Origin of the sequence: Streptomyces rimosus subsp. rimosus (genome assembly GCF_000720725.1) — a bacterium.
GTDB classification, from domain to species: Bacteria; Actinomycetota; Actinomycetes; order Streptomycetales; family Streptomycetaceae; genus Streptomyces; species Streptomyces rimosus_A.
The window spans coordinates 37,269-51,076 of record NZ_JOCQ01000002.1; the positions used below are offsets into that span (position 1 = coordinate 37,269).

General features: G+C 72.2%; 11 protein-coding genes. 10 read left to right on the top strand and 1 reads right to left on the bottom strand.

The window, feature by feature from the left end; genetic code table 11:
• Positions 1–130 precede the first annotated feature (130 nt).
• The 7 genes from IH45_RS0101165 (at position 131) to IH45_RS1000000148465 (ending at position 7,037) form a co-directional block, all read left to right on the top strand.
• Positions 131–1,204, top strand: a complete 1,074-nt coding sequence (locus IH45_RS0101165) for a sugar ABC transporter substrate-binding protein (protein ID WP_394298650.1) — start codon at positions 131–133, stop codon at positions 1,202–1,204.
• A gap of 124 nt (positions 1,205–1,328) precedes the next feature.
• Positions 1,329–2,342, top strand: a complete 1,014-nt coding sequence (locus IH45_RS0101170) for a sugar ABC transporter substrate-binding protein (RefSeq protein WP_030659897.1) — start codon at positions 1,329–1,331, stop codon at positions 2,340–2,342.
• Positions 2,339–3,406, top strand: a complete 1,068-nt coding sequence (locus IH45_RS0101175; protein WP_030659899.1) for an ABC transporter permease — start codon at positions 2,339–2,341, stop codon at positions 3,404–3,406. The genes IH45_RS0101170 and IH45_RS0101175 overlap by 4 nt, the downstream gene beginning before the upstream one ends.
• Entirely contained in the window at positions 3,403–4,362 is a 960-nt protein-coding gene (locus IH45_RS0101180) for an ATP-binding cassette domain-containing protein (RefSeq protein WP_234440386.1), read from the top strand. The genes IH45_RS0101175 and IH45_RS0101180 overlap by 4 nt, the downstream gene beginning before the upstream one ends.
• Before the next feature lie 271 nt (positions 4,363–4,633).
• Positions 4,634–5,755 (top strand): ROK family glucokinase, encoded by a 1,122-nt coding sequence (locus IH45_RS0101185; protein ID WP_030659903.1) that lies wholly within the window; start codon positions 4,634–4,636, stop codon positions 5,753–5,755.
• Between the two features lie 20 nt (positions 5,756–5,775).
• Positions 5,776–6,408, top strand: coding sequence for a hypothetical protein (locus tag IH45_RS0101190; RefSeq protein WP_234440387.1), 633 nt, complete (start codon positions 5,776–5,778; stop codon positions 6,406–6,408).
• 116 nt (positions 6,409–6,524) lie between these two features.
• A complete protein-coding gene (locus IH45_RS1000000148465) occupies positions 6,525–7,037 on the top strand; it encodes a hypothetical protein (RefSeq protein WP_158812836.1) in 513 nt (170 codons plus the stop codon).
• Between the two features lie 37 nt (positions 7,038–7,074).
• On the opposite strand, the gene IH45_RS0101200 is transcribed toward IH45_RS1000000148465, so the two are convergent.
• On the bottom strand, positions 7,075–10,296 hold the full coding sequence (locus IH45_RS0101200) for a BTAD domain-containing putative transcriptional regulator (RefSeq protein WP_030659907.1): 3,222 nt from the start codon (positions 10,294–10,296) through the stop codon (positions 7,075–7,077).
• A gap of 194 nt (positions 10,297–10,490) precedes the next feature.
• Here IH45_RS0101200 and IH45_RS0101205 point away from each other — a divergent pair, with 194 nt between their 5' ends.
• The 3 genes from IH45_RS0101205 (at position 10,491) to IH45_RS0101215 (ending at position 13,602) form a co-directional block, all read left to right on the top strand.
• Positions 10,491–12,011 (top strand): FAD-dependent oxidoreductase, encoded by a 1,521-nt coding sequence (locus IH45_RS0101205; protein WP_030659908.1) that lies wholly within the window; start codon positions 10,491–10,493, stop codon positions 12,009–12,011.
• A 63-nt stretch (positions 12,012–12,074) separates the two neighbouring features.
• Positions 12,075–12,737, top strand: a complete 663-nt coding sequence (locus IH45_RS0101210; RefSeq protein ID WP_030659909.1) for an SGNH/GDSL hydrolase family protein — start codon at positions 12,075–12,077, stop codon at positions 12,735–12,737.
• 367 nt (positions 12,738–13,104) lie between these two features.
• Complete coding sequence (locus tag IH45_RS0101215) at positions 13,105–13,602, top strand: hypothetical protein (RefSeq protein ID WP_234440388.1); 498 nt, start codon at positions 13,105–13,107, stop codon at positions 13,600–13,602.
• Positions 13,603–13,808: the final 206 nt, after the last annotated feature.

Sequence of the window (13,808 nt, forward strand, 5' to 3'; positions counted from 1 at the left end):
GCCCCGCCGGACCGACCGCCCGGGTAAGAATGTTCTGACAAACCATTGACGGGGCTCGGCGCACGCCGCTAGAACTCCTCCAGCCGCCATCGGGCGGCGCGGGAGAGAGGGCGGTTCCATGAGGAGTACCGTGCGCAAGCCCCGTACCATCACCGGACCCCGTACCACCACCGGGCCCCGTACCACCATCGAGCCCCGGGCTGTCCGGACCCGCAGAACCGGACCCCCGGCAGCGCTGGTGGCCGTCGCCGCCCTCGCCCTTGCCGCCGGGTGCAGCGGCTCCGGCGGCAAGGGCGCCGAGGACAAGCCGAGCGGCGGAACCGGCGGCCGGCCGGTCGACACGCCCCGTATGACGATCGGCATGGTCAGCCACGCCGGTGAGGGCGACACCTTCTGGGACATCGTGCGGAACGGCGCGGAACAGGCCGCCCGCAAGGACAACGTGAAGTTCCTGTACGCCAACGACAAGGAGGGCGGCAAGCAGGCCGAGCTGGTGCAGTCCTACCTCGACCAGAAGGTCGACGGGCTGATCGTCACGCTCGCCAAGCCGCAGGCGCTGGCGGCCGTGGTCCGCAAAGCCGTCGCGCAGGGAGTCCCGGTGATCACGATCAACTCCGGCGGGCAGTTCTCGGCCGCGTACGGCGCCCTCACCCACATCGGCCAGGACGAGAAGGTGGCGGGCCGCGCCGTCGGCGAGGAGCTGAACAGGCGGGGCCGGAAGAAGGCGCTGTGCGTCGTCCACGAGCAGGGCAACGTCTCCCTGGAGGACCGCTGCGCCGGGGTGCGCGCGACCTTCTCCGGCCGGGTGGAGAACCTGAACGTGGACGGCACCAACGCGCCCGCCTCCCAGTCCTCCGTACAGGCCAGGCTCCAGTCGGACCGGGAGGCCGACGCCGTCGTCACGCTCGGCGCGCCGATGGCCGCGATCGCCGTCAAGGCCCGCGACGAGGCCGGCAGCAAGGCCCGGATCGGCACCTTCGACCTGAACCCGTCCGTGGTCGGGCTCCTGAAGAGGAAGGACATCGACTTCGCCGTGGACCAGCAGCCCTACCTCCAGGGCTACGAGGCGGTGGACCTGCTGTGGCTGCACCGGGCCAACGGCAACGTCCTCGGCGGGGGCCAACCGGTGCTGACCGGCCCGGCCGTCGTCACCGGCAAGGACGTACCGAAGCTGGAGGAGTACACCGGGCGCGGGACCCGATGACCCCATACGGAACAGGGGTAACGGATACTTGGGCGGCCGGGACCGATCATTTTCGGCCCAAACCCGGCACAGCGCCCCCGGCGCACAGTGACAGAAACGACAGCAACGAGAAGGGCACGACCTCGTGGCAAGGGTTCGGACAGGGGTACGCGCGGTGACCGCGGTGCTGGCAGCGGTGCTCGCCGCATCCCTGGCGGGGTGCAGCAGCACCGGCGGCAAGCGCGCCGAGGAAGCGCGCGCCGCCCAGACCGCCGGCGGCAAGGCGGCCGTCAACACCCCCAGGTGGACCTTCGCCATGGTCACCCACTCGGGCGACGGCGACACCTTCTGGGACATCGTGCAGAACGGCGCCCGGCAGGCCGCCGACAAGGACAACATCAAGTTCGTCTACGGGCACGACAAGGAGGCCCAGCGGCAGAGCCAGCTCGTCCAGTCCTACATCGACCAGAAGGTGGACGGGCTGATCGTCACCCTCGCCAAGCCGGACGCCATGAAGGACGTGGTCGCCCGGGCCGAGAAGGCGGGCATCCCGGTGATCACCGTGAACTCCGGCGCCGAGGTCTCCAGGGCGTTCGGCGCCCTGACCCACGTCGGCCAGGACGAGACCATGGCCGGCGAGGCGGTCGGCGAGGAGCTGAACAAGCGGGGCCGCAAGAAGGCGCTGTGCGTCCTGCACGAACAGGGCAACGTCGGCCACGAGCAGCGCTGCGACGGCACGAAGAAGACCTTCAAGGGCGAGCTGCAGAAGCTGTACGTGGAGGGCACCAACATGCCCGACGTGCAGTCCACCATCGAGGCCAAGCTCCAGTCGGACCGGGACATCGACTCCGTCGTCACCCTGGGCGCGCCGTTCGCGCCGACCGCCGTCAAGGCCAGGGAGCAGGCCGGCAGTGACGCCGAGATCGACACCTTCGACCTGAACGCGAAGGTCGCCGACGGCCTCAAGGACGGCTCCCTCGGCTTCGCCGTCGACCAGCAGCCGTACCTCCAGGGCTACCAGGCCGTCGACCTGCTGTGGCTCTACAAGTACAACGCCGACGTGCTCGGCGGCGGCAAGCCGGTCTTCACCGGACCGCAGGTGATCACCAAGAAGGACGCCGCGGCGCTGCAGGAGTACACGAAGCGGGGGACCCGATGAGCACCGCGGACACGACCGTGAAAAGCACCGGGCCCAAAAACGGCGGACCGGACGAGCGGCTGGTGCACCGGTCGCCGGCGCGCCGCCTGATGAGCCGCCCCGAGCTGGGCGCGGTGGTCGGCGCCGCGGCGGTCTTCCTCTTCTTCTCCTTCGCCGCCGACACCTTCCTGCGCGCGTCCAGCCTCTCGACCGTGCTGTACGCGTCGTCCACCATCGGGATCATGGCGGTGCCGGTGGCGCTGCTGATGATCGGCGGCGAGTTCGACCTGTCGGCCGGTGTCATGGTCGTCAGCTCGGCGCTCGTCTCGTCCATGTTCAGCTACCAGATGACGGCGAACGTCTGGGTGGGCGTCGGGGTGTCCCTGCTGGTCACCCTGGCCATCGGGGTCTTCAACGGGTTCCTGCTGACCCGTACGAAGCTGCCCAGCTTCATCATCACGCTCGGTACGTTCTTCATGCTGACCGGCCTCAACCTCGGCTTCACCAAGCTGATCGGCGGCACCGTCTCCACGAAGTCCATCGCCGACATGGAGGGCTTCGACTCGGCCCGCACGCTCTTCGCGTCCCATCTGAGCGTCGGCGGCGTGGACATCCAGGTCACGATCCTGTGGTGGATCGGCCTGGTCGCGCTGGCCACCTGGATCCTGCTGCGCACCCGCGCCGGCAACTGGATCTTCGCGGTGGGCGGCGGCTCGGACGCCGCGCGGGCGGTCGGCGTCCCGGTCACCAAGACCAAGATCGGCCTGTACATGGGCGTGGCGCTGGCGGCCTGGATCTCCGGGCAGCACCTGCTGTTCTCGTACGACGCGATCCAGTCCGGCGACGGCGTCGGCAACGAGTTCCTCTACATCATCGCGGCCGCGGTCGGCGGCTGCCTGATGACCGGCGGCTACGGCTCGGCGATCGGCGCCGCCGTCGGCGCCTTCATCTTCGGCATGGCCAGCAAGGGCATCGTGTACGCCCAGTGGAACCCGGACTGGTACAAGTTCTTCCTCGGGGCGATGCTGCTGCTGGCCACGCTCCTGAACGCATGGGTCCGCAAGCGGGCGGAGGCGACGAAATGAGCACCCCGGAGAGCGCGCCGGACAGCACCCCGGACGAGCCGGAGGACGCGGTGGCCGGGGCGGACGCCGTGGAGACGACGGACGCAGTGGACACGACGGACGCCGTGGACGTGGCGGAAGCGGAGGCCGAGGAGGGCGGGAAGGGCGCCCCGCCCCTCGTGGAGCTGACGGACGTCAGCAAGTTCTACGGCAACATCAAGGCCCTGGAAGGCGTCTCGCTGGAGGTGCACGCGGGGGAGATCACCTGCGTGCTCGGCGACAACGGCGCGGGCAAGTCCACCCTCATCAAGATCATCGCGGGGCTGCACCGGCACGACGAGGGCCGCTTCGCGATCGAGGGCGAACCGGCCCGGCTGTCCTCCCCGCGCGAGGCGCTGGACCGCGGCATCGCCACCGTCTACCAGGACCTGGCGGTCGTCCCCCTGATGCCGGTCTGGCGCAATTTCTTCCTCGGCTCCGAGCCCACCAAGGGCGCCGGCCCCTTCAAGCGGCTCGACGTCCGGCTGATGCGCGAGACGACCCGCGCCGAGCTGCTGCGCATGGGCATCGACCTGCGCGACGTGGACCAGCCCATCGGCACCCTCTCCGGCGGCGAGCGGCAGTGCGTGGCCATCGCCCGCGCCGTGTACTTCGGCGCGAAGGTGCTGGTCCTGGACGAGCCGACGGCGGCGCTCGGCGTCAAGCAGTCCGGCGTCGTGCTGAAGTACGTCGCGGCCGCCCGGGACGCCGGACTCGGCGTGGTGTTGATCACCCACAACCCGCACCACGCCTACCTGGTCGGCGACCGCTTCGTCCTCCTCAAGCGCGGCGCGATGGCCGGCCGCCACACCAAGCGGGAGATCGCCCTGGAGGAGCTGACGCGCCAGATGGCGGGCGGCAGCGAGCTGGAGCAGCTCAGCCACGAACTGGCGCGGGCGCCCGAGCCCGGCCACCTCGGCGGCCACCCCACGCACTGAGCGGGCCGGTGGCGCGGGTTCCGGGGGCCCGCGCCGCCATGCGCGCCGTGGCGCGGGTAGGGCACAATCGCAGCGGACCGTGCACGTCACCGCCGCCGGCACGGCACCACGCGCGCCGGGGCACGCCCCGGCGCGACCGGACACGTACGAGACCGAACGAGCACCACCGGACCACACACGCCCGAGGCCCCGGCCTCCCGACACCCGCAGGGACGAGACGACTCTTGCGAGCACGCAGCCGCCGCCACCGCAACGGCGAAGAGGTGGGTCGATGAGCACGTACCGGGACCGGGTGCACCGAGGATCCGCCAGAGCGACCGTGCTGCGCACGGTGGGTACCCGCGAGCGGCGCTCCCACCTGAGCGCGCCCCGCGTGCCGACCGTCGGCATCGACATCGGCGGGACGAAGGTGATGGCCGGGGTCGTCGACGCGGACGGCACGATCCTGGAGAAGGTCCGTACCGAGACGCCCGACAAGTCCAAGAGCCCCAAGGTCGTCGAGGACGTCATCACCGAGCTGGTGCTGGACCTCTCCGACCGGCACGACGTGCACGCGGTGGGCATCGGCGCGGCCGGCTGGGTCGACGCCGAGCGCAGCACCGTCCTGTTCGCACCCCACCTGAACTGGCGCAACGAGCCGCTGCGGGACCGCCTCGCGGGCCGTCTGGCGGTCCCCGTCATGGTCGACAACGACGCCAACACGGCCGCCTGGGCCGAGTGGCGCTTCGGCGCCGGGCGCGGCGAGGACCACCTCGTCATGATCACGCTCGGTACCGGCATCGGCGGCGCGATCCTGGAGGACGGTGCGGTCAAGCGCGGCAAGTACGGCGTGGCCGGCGAATTCGGCCATATGCAGGTGGTGCCCGCCGGGCACCGCTGCCCGTGCGGCAACCGCGGCTGCTGGGAGCAGTACAGCTCCGGCAACGCGCTGGTACGCGAGGCCCGCGAGCTGGCCGCCGCGGACTCCCCGGTCGCGTACAACATCATCGACCGGGTCGGCGGCCGTGTCCCCGACATCACCGGGCCGCTGATCACCGAGCTGGCCCGGGAGGGCGACGCCATGTGCGTCGAGCTGCTCCAGGACATCGGCCAGTGGCTGGGCGTCGGCATCGCCAATCTGGCCGCTGCGCTGGATCCTTCCTGCTTCGTGATCGGCGGCGGCGTCAGCGCCGCCGACGACCTCCTGATCGGCCCCGCCCGGGACGCCTTCCGGCGCACCCTGACCGGCCGCGGCTACCGCCCCGAGGCCCGGATCGCCAAGGCCCAGCTGGGCCCCGAGGCCGGCATGGTCGGTGCCGCCGACCTGGCGCGCCTGGTGGCCCGCCGCTTCCGGCGCGCCAACCGCCGCCGCGTGGAACGCTATGAGCGGTACGAACGATCGGGCCGGCGATGACGGAGCTGGACACCCCACCCATGACCGACGCACACGATCCGGCGGGGCAGGAGCCGGGGCAGACCGCGCGCGAGGCGCCGGAGCGGCCGGAGCCGCCGGCCGGGCCCCCGTCCGGCGCGTCCGCGGCGCCCCGGCCCAGCCGGCGCCGCCGCTGGCTCACCGCGCTGGTGATCTTCCTGCTGATCGCCGTCCCGGCGGGCTACATCGTCATCTCCGCCGAGCAGAGCCGGGACAGCGGCCAGAGCAAGGAGGAGGAGGCCGCGGCCACCGGCCTCTACAACGACTTCCCCTCCAAGGTGCAGCAGCGCATCTACAACGTCCCGGTCCCCGCCGGCTCCACACCGGTCTACTACTACGAGTCCAACGCCTGGCACCGCAGCTCTCTCTACGTCCAGTTCCGCACCAACAACTGGGGCCTGGACCACTACCTGAAGTGGGCCGGCACCAGCCGCAAGGCCCTCAAGGACGGCGAGATCACCATCACCGGCGCGCAGGCGGCCAAGGTCGGCTGGGACCTGGCGAGCGGCGGCCAGTGGGCCGGCACGTCCATCAAGGCCGAGGACCCGGGCCCGAGCCAGCACATCGTGGTGAACTTCGACGAGCCGAAGCACCCGGTCGTCTATGTCGTGTCGATGGTCGCTTTCAAGCGCTGAGGTTCTTACGGGCAGCGACGGCGACACGCTCTCCCGCAACCCGGCTCGGCCACCTGCGGCGCACGGCGGGCCGATAGCCGTCGATCAAGGGAAATATCGCCCATTAAGCTGCTCCCATGCTTGATCGTATACGTGCGCGCCCCGCCGGACCGGGTCTCGCCCTGTCGACCGCTGCCGTCCTGCTCGCCACGCTCTGCTCCTGCGGCAGCGGCTCGGCGGTCCGGGCGGGAGCGTCGCCCGGACCGTCTGCCACCTCGGCGTCGCCCACGACGGCAGCCCGGTCGAGCCCGTCCGAAAAGCCCGTGACCCCGGAAGGCGCGGTGACCCCGACCGCCCGCAGTGCTGCCAAGGCACGGCCGGCGGCTCCCCGGCCGTCCACAACGGAGCATGCCGACTCTCCCGGCCGCCATGACGGCAGCAACTACGATCACCTCTCCGCCGAGGGCCGGAAGGCGCACGACACGGAGAACTGCGCCAAGATTCCCGGCAAGAAGAAGGGCAGCTGCAACGAGCTGCACCGCAAGTGCCGCGCGAGTGGTGCCACGGCGGTTTCCTCACAGGGCGAGCGCCTCACCTGCCGGACCTCTCCGCGGGACGGCCGCCTCCGCTGGCTGACCGCCGGCGAGTGACGCGCCGCTGCCGCATCCGCCGTGCGGACGGCGGGTCTCATCGCAGCAGTGCCGGATCGGTACGGGCCACAGCTGCCGGCGCGTCCATGCGCCGGCCGGTCCCGTACGCCTCGGCGAAGGGCTCCGCGCCGAGTGCGGCACGGCCGCGGCGGGTGAGTGCGCGGACCGTCGGCTCGGTGGGGTCGTGGGCGCCCCGCAGGCGGGCCGCTGCGCCGAGCAGTACGGCCGTGTCGTGGAAGCGTCCGTGCAGTGCGGCGAGGCCGGCCGTGGTCAGCGCCACCGTTGCCACGATCGGCAGGTCGTGGCTGGCGACCGCCGCCGCGTACGCGCGCCGCAGCGCCTCTTCGGCGCCGGGCCTGTCGGCGAGCGCGAGGCAGAGCTCGCCCCGCACCACGCCGACCAGCGCCTGCCCGTGGTCGCCGCTGAACGGGAGCTGTCCGGACAGTCCGTTCGCGGCCGATTCGACCAGCTCGCGGGCTTGGTCGAGGTCACCGGTCCGTACCCGCAGGCCGGCTTCCCGCGCGTCGAAGAGGACCGCCATCCCGGGCGAGGCCGAGCGCAGCGCGCGCTCCCGGGTCGCGGCGATCATCTCGTACGCCTGCGCGGTCTCACCGAGCCGCACCCGCAGATCGATCAGGCGCAGGTCGAGGTAGATCTCGTCGCTGAGGCTGAGCGAGCTGAACGCGCGGGCCAGCCGCTTGGCCTCGTTCAGGTCGGCCAGCGCGCCGTCGAGATCGCCGTCGTACTGCCGTAGCAGTGCGCGCAGCGGCAGCGCCCTGGCCAGGCCCCAGCGGTCGCCCGCCCGGGCGAAGCAGTCCAGGGCGGCGGTCACGTCGCGGCGGACCGGGTCGAGTCGGCCTTCGTTCTCCGCGTGGCGGGCCCGGAACATGCGGGCCAGCCCGGCCAGCCATACGTCCGGCCCGTCGACCAGCCGCTGGATGATCGACGGCGACGCCTCGGTCGCCCCCAGGGAGGCCAGATTGACCAGGGTCAGCGCGCCGCCGAAGCCCGGCAGCTCCGGCTGCCCCAGCAGCCGGCCGGCGAGCGCCCGCAGTGCCTCGCGCCGCTTTTTGACCGTGTCGTCGGCCTGCGCGAGCGTGTTGAGCAGGCGCAGCCCTTCGGCGATGTCGCGGGCCACGCCGGGCTGCCCGGGCGGCAGCGCGACTGCTTCGCCGAGCCAGTAGGCCGCGTCGGCGTGCCGGCCGAGCATCTGCCAGTACCAGGTCAGGTTCACCGCGAGCCCGATCGCGCCGGTGGCGTCGCCGGTGTCGCAGAGGTGGCGCAGGGCGCCGAGCAGGTTGTCGTACTCGGCGTGCAGCACACGGAGTGCGGCGAGCTGGTCGGGGCCGCGGAGCAATGGGTCGCAGCGGGCGGCCAGTTCGGCGAAGTAGCGGGCGGCCCGGTCCCGTACGGCGGTCAGTGTGCCGTGTCCGGCCAGCTTCTCCAGGCCGTACTCGCGGACCGTCTCCAGCATCCGGTACCGGCCGGTGTCCGGCGCGAGTTGGAGCAGAGACCGGTCGACCAGGCCCGCCAGCAGCTCCCGGACCGCACCGGCGGGCACCGCGGTGCCCGCGCAGACCGCGGCGGCGGAGGCCGGTGTGACGCCGCCGGGCAGGACCGAGACCCGCTCCGCGACCGTACGCGCGTCCGCGTCGAGCAGGTCCCAGCTCCATGCGATGACCGCCCGCAGCGTGCGGTGCCGCGGGAAGGCGGTCCGGCTTCCGGTGGTGAGCAGGCGGAACCGGTCGGACAGCCCGGCGGCCAGGTCGGTCAGGGACAGTGTGCGCAGGCGGGCCGCGGCCAGTTCGAGCGCGAGCGGCATGCCGTCGAGGCCGCGGACGACGCGCAGCACCTCGCCGAGGTTGTGCTCGCCGACCGCGAAGCCGGGCCGTACGGCCGCCGCGCGCTCGGTGAACAGGCGTACCGACGCGGTACGGCGGGCCTCTTCCACGTCCGCGTCCGGCTCGGGCAGGGTGAGCGGGCCGAGCGGGACCAGCGCCTCGCCGTCGATGGCAAGCGGCTCCCGGCTGGTGGCCAGCACGCGCAGCCCCGCGCAGCGGGCCAGCAGCGCGGCGATCAGGTGCGCCACGGCGTCGATCAGGTGCTCGCAGTTGTCCACCACGAGCAGGCTCTCCCGGCCGCCCAGCTGCTCTGCCAGCACGTCCAGTTCTTCGACCGGGTCACCGCGCAGCGTGGCCGAGGCGTCGAACAGTGCCGAGCGGCGCAGCCCGATCGCGGCGAGGAGCGCCGCGCCGACCTTGGCCGGCTCGGTGGCCGAGGCGAGGTCGATCATCCGGACGCCGTCGCGGTACGCGGGACGGTGGCGCCGGGCGGCCTCGACGGCGAGGCGCGTCTTGCCCGCGCCGCCGGGGCCGAGGACGGTGACCAGGCGCCCGGCGGCGAGCAGCGCGTCGATCCGGGCGAGACCGTCGTCGCGGCCGATGAAACTGGTCAGCGGCGCGGGCAGGTTGCCCGGCCCGGCCTGCACGGAGTCGGCGGGGCCGGGGTGTTCGGCGCGCAGCAGGCGCAGGTGGCGTTCGCGCAGGGCGGCGCCCGGGCCGGTGCCGAGGACGTCGGCCAGGTTTTCGCGGACCCGCTCGTACCGGGCGAGGGCCTCGGCCTGGCGGCCCTGGGCGGCGAGCGCGTCCATGAGCAGCGCGGCGGCGCGCTCGTGGACGGGGTGTTCGGCGAGCAGCGCGGACAGCCGGGCGGCGGCCGCGTCGGAACGGCCGAGCGCCAGCTCGGTGTCGGCGAGGTCGGCGACGGCCTCGATCGAGGCATGGGCCAGCCGGGTCGCGGCGGCGGGCGCTGCGGAGGCGACGGCCGCGGGCTCGGTGCCGGGGCGGTCGCCCCACAGCGCCACGGCCTCGCCGAGCACGGCCGCCGCGGCCCGGGTGTCGCCCGCGCGCAGGCGCTCACGGCCGGCCGCGGCGAGCTGTTCGAACCGCAGCGCGTCCACGTCTGCCGCGTCCACGGCCAGCCGGTAGCCGCCCGTGAGCTGCGCGACGACGTCGGCCGGGCCGAGGGTCCGGCGCAGCCGTGAGACGAGGGCCTGCAGGGCGTGGGCGGGGTCGGCCGGCGGGGCCTCGGCCCAGATCGCGTCGATCAGGCCGCTGCGCTCGGCCGCGTGCCCGCCGGCGAGGGCCAGCCGTACGACCAGAGCCCGCAACCGCGCGCCCGGTACGGGCAGGACGGTGTCACCACGGAACACCTGAAAGGCGCCGAGCAGCGTGATACGAAGCCGCGCACCCCCGTCCATTCCCCGATCTTCGCACGCGCGCGCGACGTACGGCCATCCGTCCTTGTCGTCACGCCACCCGCGAGACGCCCGCGGTGTGCTCCACATGTCAGCGGTGTACGGCCCCGTGTGAGCGCCGTGTGCGCCCCGTGTGAGCGGCCCGCGTCAGTCTTCGTACGCCCGGAAGAACGGGCCTGGAAAAGGGAGTTGTTCTCGTGCATGACGTAGTGATCGTGGGCGCCGGCCCGGTTGGTCTCTTCCTCGCCTGTGAGCTCGGCCTCGCGGGCTGCTCCGTCCTCGTGCTCGAACGGGAGCCGGAGCCCGGCTCCCCGTGGCGGGCGGAACCGCTCGGGCTGCGGGGCCTGTTCGCCACGTCGGTCGAGGCGTTCCACCGCCGCGGCATGCTGGACCAGCTGCTGGCGGCGTCGGGGGTGCACGGCGATTCCGGCACGACCCCCGACGCCGACGAGCCGTCACCCCCGCGCTCGGTCGGCCACTTCGCCGGCATGGTGCTCGACCCGGCCAAGGTCGACGTCGCCGCACTGCCGTTCCGGCTGCCCGGCCCGGCCCCCGAGATGGTGATGACAAGCCTCGAAACGGTCGAGGCGGTGCTGTCCGGGCGAGCGGCGAAGCTCGGCGTGGAGATCAGGCGCGGCGCCGCCGTGTCGGCCGTCGCACAGGACGGCGGGAGCGTGCGCCTGCGGGCCGGCGAGCACGAGTACGCGGCGCGCTGGGCCGTCGGCTGCGACGGCGGGCGCAGCACGGTGCGCGGGCTCGCGGGCTTCGACTTCGTCGGCACCGAGCCGCAGTTCACCGGCTACGTCATGCTCGCCACCCTGGCCGATCCCGGGAAGCTGAGCCCGGGGATCCACCTGACGCCGACGGGCATGTACATCCGCATGCGCGAAGGCGGGCACATCGGCATGATGGACTTCGACGGCGGCGCGTTCGACCGCTCGCGGCAGCCGACGCGCGACCATCTCCAGACGGTGCTGCGCCGCGTGTCCGGCACCGATGTGACGCTGAGCGACGTCCGTCTCGCTTCGAGTTTCACCGACCGCGCGAAGCAGGCGACGACGTACCGGCGGGGACGCGTCCTGCTCGCGGGCGACGCCGCGCACATCCACTCGCCCGTGGGCGGGCAGGGACTCAACACCGGCATCGGCGACGCCGTGAACCTGGGCTGGAAGCTCGCGGCGACCGTGCACGGGCACGCCCCGGACGGGCTGCTCGACACCTACACCCGCGAGCGTCACCCGGTCGGCGCCTCGGTCCTCGACTGGACCCGCGCCCAGGCGGCGGCCATGCGCCCGGACCCGCACGGCCGGGCGGTCCAGGCATTGCTGCGCGACCTGCTCGCGACCCGGGACGGAACGACCTATGTGTTCTCGAAGACATCGGGAGCGTCGGGCCGCTACGAACTCGGCGACGACCACCCGCTGGTCGGCCGCAACGCCCCGGACTTCCGCCTGGAGGACGGGACTTGCCTCGGCGACCTGATGCGGGACGGACAGGGCGTCGCGCTCGATTTCAGCACCGGCCGACGCCTGTACGGCCCGGCGGCGGGCTGGGCGAGCCGGCTGCGGTATGCCGCCGGACCGGCGAGGAACGACCTCGGACTGGGCGCCGTGCTGGTCCGGCCCGACGGGATCGTCGCCTGGGCGGGCGAACGCGCCCCTGACCGCGCGGCATTCGGACGGGCCGCCCACCAGTGGTTCGGCAGCCCGGAAGGCTAGCCCGGCCACCCACCCCCTTGCTTTTCCACCACCATTTCCGCGACCAGGTTCCAAGGAGCACACATGACGATCACCCTCCGCCCGGGAAGCACCGTGATGTTCACCGGCGACTCGATCACCGACTGCCGACGGCGGGAAAGCGAGGACGGACTGGGATCCGGATACCCGCTCAGCATCGCGGGCCAGTGGGGGCTGCGGCACCCGGACCGGCCCGTGACCTGGATGAACACCGGGATCGGCGGCCACAAGGTGAGGGACCTGGAGGCCCGGTGGCAGACGGACGTGCTCGACGCGCGCCCGGATGTGGTGTCGATCCTCGTCGGCGTCAACGACATGGGCTGGCACACGCTCGACCCGGACGGCCACGAGATCCCCGTGGCGGACTTCGCGGCAGGTTACGACCGGCTGCTCGCGCCGCTGGCCGCGGCGGGCACGGAGCTGATTCTCATCGAGCCGTTCCTCCTGCCGGTCAGCGGCAGCGTCCAGGCCGGTGACACGCTCGTCGACGAGAAGATCCGCGAGGAGTGGCGGGCCGACCTGGACCCGAAGATCCAGGCCGTGCGCGGCCTCGCCCGTGCGTACGGCGCGCGGCTGCTCGCCGCCGACGGCATGTTCGCCCAGCTCGCCGCGACGGCCGGGCCGGAACACTGGTCCGCGGACGGCGTACATCCGACGCCGGCGGGGCACGCCGCGCTCGCGGAGGCATGGCTGCGGCTGGTCGAGTGACCGGGCCGGTTCCTTCAAGTAGCGCGCGTAAATGGCGGGCTGCCGGGCAATCAGGAATTCGTCGGCGCAAGGCGGAGGCCGCCCCGTGATGAATCACCGCTACGGCTTTTTCTCGATCCCGGCGAAATAGTGGATCACTGTGTCGGGCGAAAAGGATCATTGCCAGGGCTCGTCCGTGCATTTCCCCGAAGTCGGCTCTCCGCTCCCGCGTGATCCAGAGCACATTCAACGGCGCCCCGGCGGGTTGCATTGTGAATGGGGCGTCGTGTTGACTTCGGGGCGACTGCCGCGTCCGGAATATGGGGGGCGGCATCTGTGCGGTCTCTTGTCTCGGAGCCGCGTGGTATCTCACGGGGAAGTAGAGTAAATGAATAAGGGTATACGTACGCGCCTGCTGTCGGGTACCGCCGCCGCCTTCGCGGCCACGGCGCTGGTGCTCACCACGTCGCCGGCGCACGCCACCTCCGCCTCGACCTCGGTCGGCATTCCGGGCGGCAACAAGATCTCGGTCAACGCCTGGCACTGCGGTTTCTACACGAAGGCCTGTGACTGGAAGGCGTCCACGAAGATGTCGGGGAAGAGCCCCCGCAAGGCCAAGTGGATCCAGAACCGCGCCGAGCTGCAGGCGCACGGCGTCAGCGTCTCCATCAAGATCTCCAAGAACCCCGAGGCCACGCTCACGATGAAGAGCAAGTCCCTGGGTGAGGTGCGCTGGAAGAACACCAACGCCAACATCTCGGACACCAGCGGCCAGATGCGCCCCGGCGGCATGACCACCTATGTGTCCACCAAGAGCTGCGGCTCGGCGAAGATCACCAATTCGATCAACGTCAGCGAGAAGTGCGCCTACGCGGGCGCCGCCTGACCGCTTTCCGCTTCGGCGGACCGGCGCGCTGCGTGGAGTGAGTAAAGGTGTCACACCGTCAGGGCCCGGCGGTGTGGCACTTTTTCCGTGAGCTGGAGATGAGACGCGCGAGGGCGTTCGTGAAATTCCGTACGGCACCACATGCCGGAAAGTCGGTGTCCCGGTTCTTCGGGGCCGCCGTGTGCGTCGCCCTCATGGCGTCGTGC